Origin of the sequence: Vibrio sp. S12_S33 (genome assembly GCF_963889785.1) — a bacterium.
Lineage (GTDB): Bacteria > Pseudomonadota > Gammaproteobacteria > Enterobacterales > Vibrionaceae > Vibrio > Vibrio aestuarianus.
Window position 1 is genome coordinate 1 of record NZ_CAWPQZ010000040.1, and the last position, 16578, is coordinate 16578.

12 protein-coding genes are annotated in these 16578 nt (G+C 43.8%); 5 read left to right on the forward strand and 7 right to left on the reverse strand.

The features are described from left to right. Positions 1–338 precede the first annotated feature (338 nt). The gene (locus tag AACW06_RS15335) at positions 339–959 is read left to right on the forward strand and encodes a DNA-J related domain-containing protein (RefSeq protein WP_192075731.1); all 621 of its coding nucleotides are present in this window, start codon (positions 339–341) and stop codon (positions 957–959) included. A gap of 140 nt (positions 960–1099) precedes the next feature. Here AACW06_RS15335 and AACW06_RS15340 read toward each other — a convergent pair whose 3' ends face one another. The 4 genes from AACW06_RS15340 to tesA form a co-directional block, all read right to left on the reverse strand. Then, positions 1100–2758, reverse strand: coding sequence for an ABC-ATPase domain-containing protein (locus tag AACW06_RS15340; RefSeq protein ID WP_192075732.1), 1659 nt, complete (start codon positions 2756–2758; stop codon positions 1100–1102). 88 nt (positions 2759–2846) lie between these two features. Further along, complete coding sequence (locus AACW06_RS15345; RefSeq protein WP_192075733.1) at positions 2847–4757, reverse strand: sensor domain-containing phosphodiesterase; 1911 nt, start codon at positions 4755–4757, stop codon at positions 2847–2849. Between the two features lie 198 nt (positions 4758–4955). Beyond that, positions 4956–6155: an enoyl-ACP reductase FabV gene (fabV, locus tag AACW06_RS15350; RefSeq protein ID WP_192075734.1), complete on the reverse strand. Its 1200-nt coding sequence runs from the start codon at positions 6153–6155 to the stop codon at positions 4956–4958. 80 nt (positions 6156–6235) lie between these two features. Beyond that, entirely contained in the window at positions 6236–6838 is a 603-nt protein-coding gene (gene tesA / locus AACW06_RS15355) for a multifunctional acyl-CoA thioesterase I/protease I/lysophospholipase L1 (protein ID WP_192075735.1), read from the reverse strand. Here tesA and AACW06_RS15360 point away from each other — a divergent pair. The 3 genes from AACW06_RS15360 (at position 6837) to AACW06_RS15370 (ending at position 11710) form a co-directional block, all read left to right on the forward strand. After that, positions 6837–7511, forward strand: coding sequence for an ABC transporter ATP-binding protein (locus AACW06_RS15360; RefSeq protein ID WP_053311039.1), 675 nt, complete (start codon positions 6837–6839; stop codon positions 7509–7511). The two genes, tesA and AACW06_RS15360, sit on opposite strands and share 2 nt — an antisense overlap. Then, a complete protein-coding gene (locus tag AACW06_RS15365) occupies positions 7511–9952 on the forward strand; it encodes an ABC transporter permease (RefSeq protein ID WP_192075736.1) in 2442 nt (813 codons plus the stop codon). Before AACW06_RS15360 ends, AACW06_RS15365 begins: the two co-directional genes overlap by 1 nt. 309 nt (positions 9953–10261) lie before the next feature. Further along, positions 10262–11710 carry an FAD-dependent oxidoreductase gene (locus AACW06_RS15370; protein ID WP_192075737.1) on the forward strand — a complete coding sequence of 483 codons (1449 nt, stop codon included), beginning with the start codon at positions 10262–10264 and terminating at the stop codon, positions 11708–11710. Positions 11711–11784: 74 nt separating this feature from the next. Here AACW06_RS15370 and AACW06_RS15375 read toward each other — a convergent pair whose 3' ends face one another. The 3 genes from AACW06_RS15375 to AACW06_RS15385 are packed head-to-tail and all read right to left on the reverse strand — an operon-like array spanning position 11785 to position 14207. Next, a complete protein-coding gene (locus AACW06_RS15375; RefSeq protein WP_192075738.1) occupies positions 11785–12714 on the reverse strand; it encodes a 5-oxoprolinase subunit C family protein in 930 nt (309 codons plus the stop codon). Next, a complete protein-coding gene (locus AACW06_RS15380) occupies positions 12711–13430 on the reverse strand; it encodes a 5-oxoprolinase subunit B family protein (RefSeq protein ID WP_192075739.1) in 720 nt (239 codons plus the stop codon). The genes AACW06_RS15375 and AACW06_RS15380 overlap by 4 nt, the downstream gene beginning before the upstream one ends. A 39-nt stretch (positions 13431–13469) precedes the next feature. Next, a complete protein-coding gene (locus AACW06_RS15385) occupies positions 13470–14207 on the reverse strand; it encodes a 5-oxoprolinase subunit PxpA (protein ID WP_192075740.1) in 738 nt (245 codons plus the stop codon). A gap of 339 nt (positions 14208–14546) precedes the next feature. Between AACW06_RS15385 and AACW06_RS15390 the strand changes: the two genes are divergently transcribed. After that, the gene (locus tag AACW06_RS15390) at positions 14547–16529 is read left to right on the forward strand and encodes a diguanylate cyclase (RefSeq protein WP_192075741.1); all 1983 of its coding nucleotides are present in this window, start codon (positions 14547–14549) and stop codon (positions 16527–16529) included. Positions 16530–16578: the final 49 nt, after the last annotated feature.

Below are 16578 nucleotides of genomic sequence, written 5' to 3' on the forward strand. Positions count from 1 at the left end.
TGTTTGGTCGCCAGGTTACTTTGTCAGTAGCGTAGGCGTGAATGAACAGGTTATAGCGAATTACGTTAGGCATCAGGGCGAAAAGGATTCTGGTCAACTCCGCATGGAGTTGTAACAGTAAGTACCCCGTGCATGCACGGGGGTATCTACTTACTCAGCGGATTCGGTTGTCCAAAATTTACTCACCGACATGACTAAGTTGCAAAGCTCTTTGTTGATAGAAGGTGTGAGAAACGGACTCCAGTTCAAAAAGAAAACACAAGATGGAGCAAGAAACTCGACAAAAAGTGCATCATAGATTTGAATGATAATAGAATCTTTATGCGAACTACGATGCTATGTCTCAAAGCCAAGAACTTACTGCTACGTTTCAATCCTATATGGAAAACCCTCTGCTTTGGCCGATGCTTGAAGTGTTGCGCAAGCAACCTTCATGTTGGAAGGTACACACTTTAGCCGCGCATCTAAGTGAACTTGGCTTTATGCCTGTGTTAGATGATTCCCCCGAGAAAGATCTCTTCAAGCGTAACTTTTTAATTATGAATGCCTTGTATCAGTTGCAAGAGACACTGTATCCGGAAAAATGGCTACAAGTTGAAGCGATGAATATTATGTTAATGCCAGCGCAAAGGGCCATTCATTGTGAAATCGATTTGGATGATCCGCTACGTGAATACTATACACAATGGCATAACTACGAGGCGAATGAAGGAGAAGTTCGGCGATTGTTAAATGAGTTCTGGACCCGTTACCGTAAAGCGGTCGGAGGAACCAATGACCTAAATATGAATCGAATGAATGCCTTGAAGCTGTTCAAATTGCCTGCCGAGGCGACGCAACTGGAAATTCGCAGAACATGGCGAAAACTGGCACTGAAGTGGCATCCCGATCGAGACAACGGTAATGCTGAAACCTTCAGAGTGCTATGCGAAGCATGGAATGTATTGCGACACGATTAAATTTGTTAACCAATTGAATTTAATATAAAAAAGAAGCATTTTCGCTTCTTTTTTATATTCGCGTTGTATTTAATGCCAATATTAGTAAATAACTGGTTATTCGCTGGTGGGTTATTGTTTGCTAACTGGCAATCACTCGTTTAAGCATCGCTGACTTTGAATTGAGATTTACGCATGCGGTTTAATGCAGCCATAACGTCTAGTATGCGCGGTTTGGCTAAGTCACCATGGTTTGGCATGTTTTGATACCAAGTTTCTGTGAGTAGGGCGTTCATCTCTTCTGCTGGCTTATTTGACCAGCCGGGAGCTTGAGCAAATTGAAACCATGTCCAACCAATCGCGTTTACTTCCGATGCTGATTCTAACTGCTCTAACGCAGTCAAGTCAGCGAACTCTTTTCCAAAGCGAAGCGAATCGACGCCTTTGGCTGAGACTCGGAATTTCCCATCGACTAATAACTTTTGTAATGCCGCTCGGTTTATTGCGCGAGGTGCGAAGATTGCTAATGGGGTTTCACATTCATTTTGACGTTCTGTAGGATGTTGTTTTATAACCTGCTTAGCTTTTTCCGTGACATCAACAGCATGATAGTCATGCATTTGGATAACAGTATCGGCTACGTCAAGATAGTCACCCGAGCCACCCATAACAATCAGTGTTGAAATATCGAGATCGTCTCTAAGTTGCCCAATGCGATCAACCAGTGGTGTGATAGGTTCATCACCTTTACTCACCAGAGCCTGCATACGTTCATCGCGGATCATAAAGTTTGTGGCGGATGTATCTTCATCAATCAATAAAGTACTGACGCCAGCTTCAATCGATTCTTGTAACCACGCTGCTTGAGATGTCGAACCCGATGCATCCTGAGTGCTAAAATCGGAAGTGTTTTTACCCATAGGAAGATGATTGATGTAATTCGATAAATTCAAATTATGCACGCAACGTCCATCTTCAGCGCGAATTTTCATTGCATTGAGATCAGTGACAATACGTTCTCGCCCATCTCCTGGAATATGATTATAAATGGAGCGTTCAATTGCCGTTAAGAGGGTGGACTTACCATGAAAACCGCCACCCACGATTAACGTAATACCTTTTGGTATACCCAGCCCTTTGAGTTTACCTTGATTAGGAGTTTCTAACTCAATTTCTAACGATGACGGTGCTTGGAAGGTAACGGCATCTTTCATCGGTAAATCGCAATTACCTGCAAGGCGAGGGAGAATGCTACCATTTGCCACGAATGCAACGAGGTTATGTTTTTCCAATTGGCGGCGCATTGCTTCTTGATCTTCAATCACTTCGCAATGCTCAAGCATGGCCGTTTTATTGAGCTCGCGTTCGATTGTCGCACGACGAATAAACTTAGGCAGATAAAAGGTAATAATATTCAGCGCTTTTTTGGCCAGAATATCGCGCCCTTCCGCCGGAAGATTGATGCGAAAACGTAGCTCAATACCATGCTCAGTAAACAATACCGCCGTGCTATCAAGAACTGTTTGGCCTGTTAGTGCGATTGAAATGTGGTTCTCTTGCTTTGAAAATTCAGCAAAACTGCGTGCGATGAAGTCTCTCGCGGCCATTTGATACGCTGGTGATTTTTCTCTTAGCCACTCTAAATCTGTCAGTGACCAAGCACGCGTTGCGCGAAAGCGAGACGCAGAAGCGAAGGGGTCGGCTTGGATGTGATCGATATACAGGGTGAAATCACCAAAATCGTATTGGCCTTTAATCTGTTGATAGGCACGGTAGTTCTGTTTTTCTAGCTTTTTGAGAATTGATGTTAATAAATCCATCTCGATATCGCTCGTTTGCAAAGAGAAAGGCGGCGATTATAGGAATCGCCACCCTGAGAGTAAAGGAATGATCAAGATTTCCACTAAACTACAGCACCTTTGCTTCAAAGACGTGCGGATAATTTTGATTCAGTAACCCTATTTCAAATTCATCACAAGGCATTGGTCGGCCGTAAAAATAACCCTGACCAAAATCACAGCCTTCGCTAATAATAAAATCTTCTTGATTCTGATTCTCAATACCTTCGAGTATCACTTTAAGCTTTAATTTCTTCGCGACGTGGATGATTGAGCGCACAATCTCTTTATCTTCATCACTATTTTCTAATTGCTGTACAAAGCTCTTATCTATTTTTATGCAATCAAAGGGGAATTTTTTCAAATAACTGAACGAAGCATAGCCTGTGCCAAAATCGTCAAGTGACAGCGTCACTCCAAGTTCATGCAGAACTCTTAAGGTATTGCTCGCGACGACTTCGTCAGCAATTAAACAGCTCTCGGTTACTTCCAGTTCTAGGTATTGTGCAGGAAGTTGGTAAGTGCTTAATAGTTCACGGACTTGCTCGGCAAACTGCACATTTTTTAATTGTACCGCTGAAACATTGATCGCCATTTTAAAATCATCGACCTGTTTTGCCCATTGGCTGGCTTTTTCGATGGCGGCGCGCAATACAAAATTTCCCACTTCGAATATCAAACCATTTTGCTCTGCCATGTGGATCAAGGTTTCATTGGAAATATCCCCAAGCACTGGGTGACGCCAGCGCAGCAAGGCTTCTGCACCGGTCCAACGGTGCGTTACAGGTGATACTTTGGGTTGGAAATAGAGCATTAAGTCATCATTTCTGACCGCGCGCAGCAGGTAACTTTCCAATTGATTGGTGTGTGTCAGTGAGTCACTAAACGCTTGCGAGTAATAACAGAACTTATGCCCAGAGTCTTTGCAAGAAACCATCGCTGCTGAGGCTTGTTTTAGTAACTCTCTAGTGCTGTTGGTATCTAAACTGGTAGCGATACCGATATAAGCATGTAAGTGAATTTTATGCTGTTCAATCATGAACTCGGAATGATTAATATCGACCAATTTATGACATAAAGTTTCTAAGTATCGGGTCAGCTGTTTGGCTTTAACTACCAGAATTAAATCGGTGGAAGTTGGGCGCGCCGTGAGAAGTTCTATTTTTTCGATGCTTCCTAGCCGTTCGCGGTAGCGGGTAATGACATTGTCCCAAGCTCGATAGCCAAAATGTGATTGAATATGGCGCGCATTGGTAAAACCGATATGTACAACAGCAACTTGCGTGTTTTGTTCAAAAGCATCAATCAGCCCCTGCTTTAACTCTAATTCAAGTGCATGACGGTTTAAAAAGCCAGTACCAATGTCGTGAAGTTTTTGGAACTGAATTTGTTGCTCTGCGGCGCGACGTTTATCAATTTCCTGCGTCAGAGAATAATTCAAATTTGCCAAATCTTGTGTTCGGTTGCTGACACGAGCTTTCAGCTCCTCATTCAACCGCTGTAGTTTTATCTGCTGATATAGGGTAGTGAGTTGAGATTGTATTGATTCACGAAAGCACTCTAACAACTGTCGGTAAGTGTGGTTGAAATGGTTTTCTTTGCTATCAAGCACACATATGGTGCCGAACATATCGCCATTGGGCCACACTAGCGGTATGCCACAGTAGGCTATCATGCCAAGTGATACATCAGGATTATGCTGCCATTGTTCACTAACTAACGCATTGGGTACCAGTAGCTCTTTTTGAGTTGCCATCACTGTTTCACAATAGAGGCCTTGTTGTAGAGGTTCTTTGGCTCCAAGCTGGTACGGGTTAGCGGTATTTGTGCTTTTACAAAATACTTCGATATGCTTTGAATTTGCTCTCATAATGAGAGCCGCGGGGACGTGCAAAATCTCAGCGAGTAAATTCACAATATCCTGCCAGTTTTCCAAAATGGATGAAGGGATAGGCAGATTTTGCGTATTGATTTTTGACATAATAATCAAATCCTGTGGCAACCAAGCTTAACAGCCGAGCATCCTTTGCTCTAGGTAAACGACCATTGAATCGTGCTTCGTTAGAAACTAGTCAGTCTTAAGTATAAGAACGGGTCGTCAATGTAACAAAAAAAAGTCCCGATAAAATATCGGGACTAGAGGATAGTTGGCTGCGTCTCACAAATGTGACAATAATAATCAATAAGTTAGTTTTATATATTGATTGATATCTATATCGCTGGAGTAGTCTATTACGTCGAAGCCGAAACCGTTTAATTGCATAAACTCTTGTTTGAAACCAGCATAATCGCCAATTTGTTGGAAATTGTTTTGGTTCATTTCGTTAAGGAGTGTTGCCACTTTTTGCTGGGTATCGGGGTTAAGTTCCCAATCGTCTAAACGGATTAGACGTTCACTATCTACTGGCACTTTTCCTTGGCAATAGAGCTTTTCGCTAAATAGGCGTTGCATCTGTTCAATACAGCCTTCGTGTGTTTGTTTCTCTTTCATCACTTTATACAAAGCAAGAATATAAGGGCTTAGACCGGGAATAAACACGCTGGCTTTAGTGACCAGAGCTTTACACACCGTTGCGTAAGCATTACCACCGTAATTGGCTAGTTTAAGATTCAATGCATGACTTGTTTGATGCAAATCGATTTTAGCCCGACCAAGTGTTCCATCAAGATAAATAGGGTGGGTGATTTGTGGTCCAATATAGGAAAAAGCAACAGTTTTACAGCCCGGAGCGATAGATTCCGCATTGATAAGCGTGTCGATCCAATTTTCCCAATCTTCCCCGCCCATTACTTTTTGTGTGCTTTCAATTTCTTCATCGCTGGCTGGTTCTAATGTGGTGTTTACCCACGTATCGTTTTCTAGCAAGATACTGGCGCCAGAGACTGATTCACCAATAGGTTTGATCGCCGAACGCCAAAATTGCTCTGAATTTGGTTTAGGGCGTAGTCCACTGGCAATACTATATATCACTAAATCTACTTCACCTTCGAAGTAGGTCTCTATCGCTTCAATGACCTGATCGCGAACGGATTGAGAAAAAACATCACCCTCAATATTAATCGCGGTTCGACCTGCATGTTCAGCATGCTGCTTAAAAAACAGATTATTATACCAACCCGCAGTGCCGACGCCTTTATCTGAAGGGGCTTTCTCAAACGAAACACCAATCGTGTCGGCATTCGAACCACCAAAAGTTAGTGCAATGCGTGCGGCTAATCCAAAGCCAGAAGAGGCGCCTAAAATAAGGACTCGTTTTGGCCCATGAGTGATCGGTTTGCAGGATTTAACGTAATTAATTTGTTGAAGAACCGCTTGTTCACACCCTTTGGGATGAGCAGAGCGAGCGACCACACCTTTGATCACAGGTTCAATGCGCATAGTTTGTACCTTTGGTGATAGAGAGATGAAGTCAAAATAACGTAAAGCTAAGTAAAGTTTATTGAGCTAGACCATTAAAATTAGAGATGCTGTGTTAAATGTTGCGCAACATATTCAGCAATCCAAGGTTGAGCATCAGCCTTAGGGTGTAAACCATCTGGCATCATCCACTCGGGTTTGATGATCACTTGCTCTAAGAAAAAGGGCAGTAATGTGATTTGTTTTTGGCTGCTAAGTTGAGGGTAAAGGTTATAAAACGCATCGCTGTAGCGTTTACCGTAGTTAGGTGGAATACGAATTTGCATCAAAATTGGCGTCGCGTTTTGTTGTTCGATGTGGTCGATTATCGCGGTTAAATTTTTACCAATTAAGGCTGGTGGGAAGCCACGTAATCCATCATTGGCGCCAAGCTCAACCAATACAGCGTCGGGTGAGTGTTGTTTTAATAGCGCGGGAAGTCTGGCTAAACCATTGCCAGTGGTGTCACCTGAAATGCTCGCATTGATAACCGTGACATCTTCTTTACCTTGAGCGTCGAGCGCGCTGGGTAATAGGCTGGGCCAAGCGCTTTCTATGGGCATTTCATAACCAGCACTTAAGCTATCGCCCAGTATCAAGAGTGTGGTACTACTAGCGTTAGCTGAGAATAATAAAATACCAAGCAAGGAAAGTAATCGAGTCATGCAAACATCCATAATAAAAGCACAGTCATTGTCTAAAACAGTCTCTACCAATCAAGAGCATTTAACAATCTTAAAAGAAGTGAATTTAGAGATCAAAAGTGGTGAGAGTGTTGCAATTGTCGGGACTTCAGGTGCGGGGAAGTCGACGTTAATGACCTTGTTGGCGGGGCTGGATACACCGACTCAAGGTGAAGTTGAACTGCTTGGTCAGCCATTATCCAAACTTGATGATGAAGCGCGCGCGGCGATTCGCAGTGAATCGGTTGGTTTTGTATTTCAAAGTTTTCTTTTGATTCCAAGCCTCTCTGCATTGGAAAATGTAACGCTACCTTGTTTGTTAAAAGGCGAAAAAGAAGACATTGAACGTGCTAAATCCTTGTTGATTTCGGTCGGCTTAGAACATCGCATGCATCATTCACCAGCTCAACTTTCTGGCGGTGAGCAGCAACGGGTCGCTTTAGCTCGCGCTTTTATGATCAACCCTAAGGTCCTGTTTGCTGATGAGCCGACCGGGAATCTCGACCAAGAAACCGCGGCTAAAGTGGTTGAACTGCTGTTTGAACTAAACAAGCAACATGGCACCACGCTTGTGTTGGTAACTCATGATCCTGCGCTAGCCGCTCAGTGTGATCGCACTTTGCGTATGCAGGCAGGTATGTTGGAGGAGCGATAATGCCCCAAGCTCTAAAAACATCATTAAACAAGCGTCTGGTGAGCTGGAGCCTTGGTGAGATTCGCCATGGACAGCTATGGCCGATCTCGGTTGCATTAACTTTGATTATCGCTTGTATTTTTGCGCTTACTGCTTTGGCTGAGCGAATGGAACAAGTAATTGTTAAACAAGGCAAGGATGCACTTACTGCTGACAGTGTTTATATTTCATCTAACCCATTACCAACACCATTACTAGAACAACTGCAAACGTTGCAATTGCCGTCGTCCCAATTGACGCGCTTTGCTACCATGGCGTTTAGCGACAACGGCATGCAGCTTGTTACTGTCAAAGCGGTGGATAGCGTTTATCCGTTACGTGGCGAGATGCTCCTGTCTGACGGCGTGGCAACGGTCAACCGTGTGTCTCCTGGCCAACTATGGCTTGATGAGCGCGTATTTACTCAATTAGAGGTCAGTGTTGGCGATAAAGTCACATTAGGCGATGCAGACTTCATTATTTCAGGGCGTATCGTCGAAGAGCCTGGTCTGAGCTTCAATCCTTTCCAGCAAATGCCGGCAGTGCTGATTCACCAAGATGATGTAGTGAAGACAGGGGCCCTGCAACTGGGTAGTCGGGTACGATTTAGCTTATTTGTGAATGGTGATGATGCACAGATTGAAACATTGAAATCATCGATAGCGTTAACGCCAAGTGACCGCTGGCGAGATAGAAACAGCGGCAGTCGAACTAATGAAGTGTTTGAGCGTACCGAGCAATATTTATCGTTGACGGTGGCGATTGTGATCATCATGGCAGCGACAACCTTGGTGTTGACGTGTCAGCATTATGTTTCTACTCGCCAAAAGACGATCGCCATGCTGAAAAGCTTGGGTGCAAGTCGACGTTGGATTAGCCAATGGCTGGCAGTACAAGTGCTGATTTTGTTTGTGTCAGCGGCGGTATTTGGTGTGCTGATTGGCATTGGTTTAGAGTTTTTACTGCGCGTCCCTCTGGTTGACTTGCTACCGAATCCATTACCGAGTTATGGCATCAAACCCGCAATGATTGCTGTGATGGCCAGTTTGCTGATTGCGGTGCCAGCGCTTGGTATTCCACTGATGCATTTGTTAGACACCAATGCATTGAATGTAATGCAAACGGTGAAAGCGCAGACTAGTCATCGCCATAACTTGAGCTTAGTACTTATTCCTATCATCCCTATGCTTGTGGTTTATTGGAGCAACAGTTTAGTATGGATTGTGCTGGTCGGTATTGTGGCATTATTTGCGGTGTTAGCGTTAGTGAGTGTGATGCTCACTCGGTCGCTTGGGCGCTTACCATTATCTACCGCTCTAAAACTGGCATTGAGCCGCATCAACCGCTCTTCTATGACCACTGGCATTCAATTTGGCGCGTTGGCACTTTCATTGATGCTATTGGCCATTATGTGGTTAGTTCGAACCGATTTACTCTCCGATTGGCAACGCACATTGCCCAGTGATGCGCATAACGCATTTGCGCTCAATATTGCACCTTATGAGAGAGAGGCATACCTAGATACGCTTGATGCGGCCAGCATCGAACGTTCGCAAGCCTATCCAATTATTCGTGGACGTCTGACTACGATTAATGGTCAGCAAGCAAAACAGAATGCTGAGGATGAAGAAAAAACCGACGCGTTAAGGCGTGAACTGAATTTCACTTGGGGTGAAGCGTTACCGACATACAATCAAGTACTCGAAGGGCAATGGAGCGAGCAAAATGGAGTGTCTGTTGAGTCTGATGTTGCACGCGACCTAGGACTAAAGATCGGTGATACCTTAGGCTTTGTGATCAACAGTCAACATGTTGAAGCGCAAGTCAATTCGATCCGTCAAGTGGAATGGCGAGAAATGAAGCCGAACTTCTATTTCATTTTCACTCCTGATGTGTTGCAAGCGATCCCTGCGACATGGTTAGTCAGTTTTAGGGCGCAAGATAAAGACAATGATCTTTTAACCAATCTATCTCGTACCTATCCCACAGTCAGCCTGATGGATATTCGCTCGATGGGGAGTAAGATCCAAACCCTATTAACACAAATCGTCTGGTCAATTACGGTTCTGGCCGGGCTTGGTGTGGTTGCGGGTATTTTATTGATTTTTACTCTGTTGCGTTTGAGCTTAAGTCAGCGTCAGCAGGAAATTCGTCTTTATCGTACTTTGGGGGCCAGTAAGCGACGAGTTGAGCAAACTATTTGGGCTGAATATGGACTGATGGCATTGGTGGCTGGAGCAGTGGCAAGCCTTGGTTCGGATGCTGTGGTGGCAGGGGTGATGAAGTTTGGTTTTGAACTAGCCCCGGTAGCGCATTACAGTATGTGGCTTATCTTGCCTTTCGTGACTTTTTGCACACTAGCGCTAGTGGTTAACAGTTTAATTAAAAGGCTGCTAACCCCTATAAATAAAGAGTTTAGCTAGAAGCGGGAATGATCTCTTATCTAGTTATCCACAAAAACAGTGGATAAAGTTTGGGATAACTTAGCATGCTGATAACTGCTCATTCTCGTCTAGCCCCGTGGTTACGTTGGGTTGAGCAGTTTTGTTATTCACAAGGTTGAAAAATCATCGTTTTGGCATTATTGAGTCAAGTCATTTTTTATATTATTTATCATTCTTGCGTATTGATTGTTAGATATAAAACAGATAAGACCGCGTAAAAAATGTGATTTTATTAACGCTTTATAAGCTTTAGAATACGCCCGTGATTTCAAGAGTAGCCCTAATTCTATGTTATATAAAAAGTTAAACGCAGAGTCCCCTAGTATCGCTATCGTTGGTGGTGGTGTAGCCGGTGCGACGGCCGCCGTCCACATGGGAGAGTTAGGGTTAAATGTAATACTGTTGGAAAAAGGCAAGGGGTTGGTGAGCGGGCCACCTATCTGTCATTTACATGCGGGGGGCAATCTGTATCGTGAAATTTCTCAGCAGCAATGTTTGGAACTATTGAAACAGTCGATTGATACAGTGCGCCTTTATCCGCATACCTTAAACCGACGCCCAACCGTGATTGCAGTACCACATAGTGATGGTGGTAACCCGCATGATTTACTACCGCGACTCGAGCTTATTCAGCGCAGTTATCAACAGCTGGTGGATGAAGACAGTCGAAATAAACAGCTCGGTGAACCTGATGATTACTTTAAGTTATACAGCCAAGCAGAATTGCAAAAGCTGGTGGCTTTGGAGCAAAATGAAACACCGGAAACCTTTGATGATTGGTTAATCCCCTTTGCCCAACATACGGATTTAAGCAAACTCAAGTTCCCAGTCGTGGCGGTACAAGAATACGGTTGGAGTGTTTTTCGTTTAGCGGCCAGTGCGGAATTAGCGCTGCAAGCAATGCCTAATTGCCAAGTCTTGACACAAGCGACCTTGGTTCAATCCGATTTTGTCTATAATCAATGGCAACTGACCTATCAAGATGCACAAGGTGTAGAGCAAGAACTATCGGTTGATTACCTAATCAATGCTTGTGGCTATGAGACGGGTAAGGTTGATGACTTAGTTCGAGCGCCTCGGCAGAGGCTTGTTGAGTTTAAAGCTGCCTATGTCACACAGTGGGCACAATGTCATCAACACTGGCCGGAAGTGATTTTCCATGGCCCGAGAGGTACTCCTCAGGGTATGGCACAGTTAACGCCCTATGCTGATGGTATATTCCAACTGCATGGCATGACAGAAGGTATAACCTTGTTTAAAGACGGTTTAGTTGCGTCTAATTCAGAGTCATCACAGCCGTTACTGCCTGATTATTTAGAGCGCAAAATCAAACAAGGTTGGCAACAAGAAGCGCTACAAGAGCGTAGTGAACGTGCGATTATGCACATGAGCCAATTCATTCCCGCTTATGCACACGCTAAGGTGGGTGGTAAGCCACTGTTTGGTGCTCAGCAAATTCCTGGGCAAGATGCAACGTTAAGAGCTGCTGATGTTACGTTTGAAGCGAACCATTATGCGCGCATTGAAGTGGTAAAAGGTTCTTCAGCGTTAGAAGCGGCCACAAAAATCGTTAAGCACTGGCAGTTAGCCGATAACAACGACGTGTCTGACACCATTGAAGATCGTCACCCGATCAGCATGAGCTTTAGCCTTGAACAGATTGAAGAGAAGGCGATAGAACTAGCCAGACTTCGAGCCTACCCTGAAGCGTTAGCCAAAGTAGCCGGAGTCGTTTAACCAAGGCATTATTTTTGTTCAAGGGAGTCGTGGTTAATAAGCGACTTCTTTAATTCTTTTTAGTGTAAGTAAAACTAATAACCAAAAAATAGCGCCCATTGGCTCCACACTTCCTGAAGTCCTTGCAAGTCCCCCCGAACAAACTGCACTTTTTGTCCTGGTTTTGCTTGAGCCAAACGTGGTAAATCGATTCGTGCTACGCAGCCTATTTTCGGATAACCCCCAATGGTTTGTCTATCATTGAGTAAAATAATCGGTTGTCCATCAGGGGGGAGTTGGATTGCACCTAAAGCGATACCTTCTGACAAAATCGGTTCACTTGGTGGGCTGATAATTGCCCCACTTAAGCGATAACCCATTCGGTCGGCATGTTGGCTGACCGTAAAATTAGAATGGTAAAACTGCTCGATAATCTGAGGATCAAATGAGTCGATTTGGTAGCTTTCTATGACTCGAAGTTTGAGTGGTAAATCATAGTCCGGCTTATAACGAAAAGTAATATGGGTGGGTTTGTGATCGATAGGGTGTGGATTGAAACTAAGTGCAGTTCCTGCTTGCAAAGGTTCGCCATTTTGGTTCAAGCCACCTAACGTTTCCTTTAAACTGGTTGAAACACTGCCCAAGTGAGCAGTGACAGCAAAACCTCCCCGCACGGCTAGATAAGATCTCAAGCCATTTTTCGGTAAGCCAAATTTTAACGTTTGCCCTACTTGCGCGCCAAAAGTTTGCCAGTTGCCGATAGGCTTTTCATCTAAGGTTGCTGATAAGTCCCCCCCAGCAATGGCGAGCATACAGGCATGCTCTATTTTGAATTCGGCTTGTCCAAGGGTTATTTCTAAGGTGGGTAAGTTAACCTCGTTACCTAATAAATGATTTGCCCAACTGTACGCATAGTCATCAACAGGGCCTGATTGAGTAATGCCAATATGGCTTAAGCCAAAGCGCCCAAAGTCTTGAATTAAGCTGAGCTGTCCAGGTTTGATTACACGTAAAGCCGCATTCATGCCTTGGTCTCCTTGAAATCCCCACGATCAATAAGTTGACCACCGAGTGCGCTATATTCCTCGCCAGAAATGGACGTAAACTTCACTTGTGCCCCGATGGTAAAAAGCGTCATTGGGTCACGGTTTGCATCAAATAGAGATAAGGGGCAATTGGCAATAATATTCCAGCCTCCCGGGGAACGACTTGGATAAACCGCTGTTTGTGACTCGGCAATGGCGACGCTGCCTTTTGGAATCGATAAGCGAGGTGTTGTATGACGAGGCATGACTAAGTCATCGTGAACATCAGTCATGAAGGCGAAGCCGGGTGTAAAGCCAATCGCACAAACGGTGTAAATTTGTTGAGTATGCAGTTCAATGACCTGTTCAGTGGAGAGCCCCTTTTGATGGTACCGAGCTAAGTCAGGCGCGACTTGCAGATCATAATAGGCCGGCAACTCAATACAGTCAGGTGATTTTGTATCGTGTGACGTCACGGTTTGTAGAGTATTGAGTAGCAGATATTCAAGTTTGGCTTGTGAAATTCGATAGGGGAGGTAGTCGATCAATATTGAGTTATAGGATGGCGTAACATTCATGATGCAATGCTGAAGTTGCTCTGTGATGTTCTGGGCAATATTTCCAATATCCAATGACAGTAGCGTCGATGCAGGGTGTGCAAAACGAATAAGAAGGCTGCATTCCGCGATGGGTTCAATTGAGAAATTGAGTTTCAATGGACGTTCCTTGTCAGTGTGATAAGTACGGAGCAATTTCTACTCTAAACAGTGGCGAATTTTTTCAATCAGCTCAATGGCATCTTGGTTATCGCCGTGAACACATATGGTGTCCGCTTCAATTGGGATCACAAAACCATCAGTGCTGGTTATTTTGCCATAGTGAACGATCTGTTTAATTTGGCTAATAATCGCCTCTTCATTGCTAAGCACAGCATTGGTTTGCGTTCTTGGTGTTAGCATGCCATTAGCAAGATAAGTTCTGTCAGCAAAAGCTTCAAACAGCAGTGGCACATCGTAGTGGTCTGCTACATCAAGGTAATCTTGATTATTACTGGATGCCAATATCATCAGCGGAACATTGAAGCAGGAAACAGCATCGACCACAGCGCGGAATATAGATTTATTACGCATCATGTCGTTGTAGAGCGCACCGTGTGGTTTCACATAGCTGACTTGCGTGTTTTTACTTTCGCACAAAGCTTTGAGGGCACCAATTTGATAGATTAGAAGCTCACAAATTTCTTCTTCACTAAAGCGCATTGAACGGCGGCCAAAGCCTTGTAGGTCAGGGTAGCCAGGGTGCGCCCCAATCATGACATCATGACGAATAGCGAGATCGATGGTTTTGCTCATTACATGTGGGTCAGAAGCATGAAAACCGCAGGCAATGTTGGCCATATCAATCCAAGGCATCACCAGTTCATCGGCGCCCATTTCCCAAGCACCAAAACTTTCTCCCATATCGCAATTAAGCGTAATTATTCGTTTTGTCACCAATAATATCGTCCTAGTTGCCTTATTTTTGATTAAATTGCAGGAATTGTGCCCAATAAACAGTGATCCGATTCATTGTTTGAGGAATTATCCATCACTTACCTATACCTTTTGCCACAATAAGATATTGATAAATGAAATAATAGACTTTCCTTATATAAGAATTGCGAAAGTCGCCACCCTGTCGATTTATTGCATGAAAGGCGAGGCTTTGGAGGCTGCTAGTACTTATAGAGCTTACTGCTCCGCGGAGTCATTCTGGTTGGTAAAGGATTCGATGGAAAATAAAAACGTAATGAGTATTCGGTGCATTGTGCAGGCAGTCGAGGGGCAATAGCTATGTTTCGTCATTTATCCCTACGATTTAAATTGATGCTCCCCATTTTATTTTTTATGACAGCGATCTTCATAGGCTCTCAGTGGTTCAGCATCTCAACGGAATTAAAGCGAAAGCAAGCGGAGTTGATTGAGCGGGTGCAAGTGCTATCTAAAGGGGTAGCGTATAACCTGCAGATTGCGGTGCTATTTGGTGATAGTTACATCGCTCAAGAGATATTATCGGCTTTTGCTGCCGATAGCGATGTGGTGCGCGTAAAGCGGTTTGATAACAATGAACAATTAACAGGAATATACGAAAGCAACGATTCTATCGCGCCGATACCTAACGAAGCTCAACGCAATCACATTAGACTGCACAGCTACGTAGTCTCGAAAAATTTTATTTACTTACGCGTCCCAATAATTATTGAAAATGAGAAGGCTGGTTTTTTAAGAGTTACGATATCGAAACAATCGTTTGATGAAGTTTACCAAACTGTTTTGTATAACGCCTTTTTCTTCTTCGTATTGCTGCTTGTGTGCGGGATTACGCTGTATTTGATGGTGCAAAAATTGATTGTTAACCCAGTTTTTTCGCTCAATCAAGCGATGTGTCTATTTATTGAACACCGCGAGCGTAAACAGTTGGTTAGCCACAGCGATGATGAAATTGGAGAGTTAGTTACCGCGTTCAATACGATGCTTGACCGGCTGGAAAAAAGAGAGACTCAGGTTCTATTTACTTTAGATAAACTCGAGCAAGAAAAATCATTTGCCAATGAAGTGGTGGAAACGGTTCAGCATGCGTTGATTGTGGTCAATGATTCTGGCGTGATCCTCCATTTTAATGGTGCGGCTAATCACGTATTTAAATGTACACCTGGGTATCTAAAAGGTGAAAATTTACTCAATATACTGAATAGCGATGAGATTGATACTATCCGAAGTGCACTCATCAACCGAGCGCAATTGGATGAACAATTTATTACGGTAAAAGACGTTTTTCAACAACTGCAGCTATTGCAACTGAGCAGCCGAGCTTTATCTCGTCCTGGTCAAATGCTTTTCGCTATTCAAGATGTCACCGATATCGAGGCGGCGCTTAGCCGTCAACGATTGGCGGCACGAGTATTTGAAAACAGCCAAGATGGGTTAATGGTGATTAACCAAGACGGCGTGATTACCATGGTTAACCCTGCCGTGACGCGCTTACTTGGTTATCCTGCTGAGAGATTAGTGAATCATAAACCGAGCACGGTGTTGTCATGGCAGCAGTTCACCTCATTAATGCCGACCATTACATCCTCTGTGATGAATTATGGTCAGTGGCAGGGCGAGATCTGGGAGCAGCATCAAAATGGCACGTTAGTACCGATGTTTGTCAAAGTGAATCGCATTACTCGGCAAGATAATCACCATCGTTATGACTTTGTTTTCATGTTATCTGACTTATCTAACCTGAAAGAAATGGAGCGGCTTGAGCACTTGGCTCATCATGACTCACTGACGGGGTTAGCAAACCGTGCCCATCTTTATCGTCGATTAGATGAAATTTTAGTTAAAAATAAACAGCAACTGCAGAGCTTTTCGTTGCTTTATCTCGATTTAGATGGGTTCAAACAAGTAAACGATACGCATGGACATGATGCAGGGGATGAGGTGTTAAAACAAGTGGCAGAGCGTTTGTTATCACAGGTACGGAGCCAAGATATGGTAGCCCGGCTATCGGGAGATGAATTTGTGCTTGTTGTTATTCCTAGTGATCGCATCAGTGTCGCATTATTGGCGCAGCGCTTACTAGATTTGTTGACACAGAATATCGTTTATCATGGCAAAGTATTGCAAGTTGGTGTGAGTATTGGCGTTTATTTCATTGATGATGCCAACGAAAGCTTAGATAGTATCCTTAAAGCGGCAGATTCTGCGATGTATATGGCCAAGTCGTCAGGTAAAGGGCGTTATATTTTGGTTGATAGAGAAAGTTTAAAGAAGATTGATTTATAAATGAAATTTTGGTGGAAACTGGTTAACATTGTGCCATCAACGTCGGAAG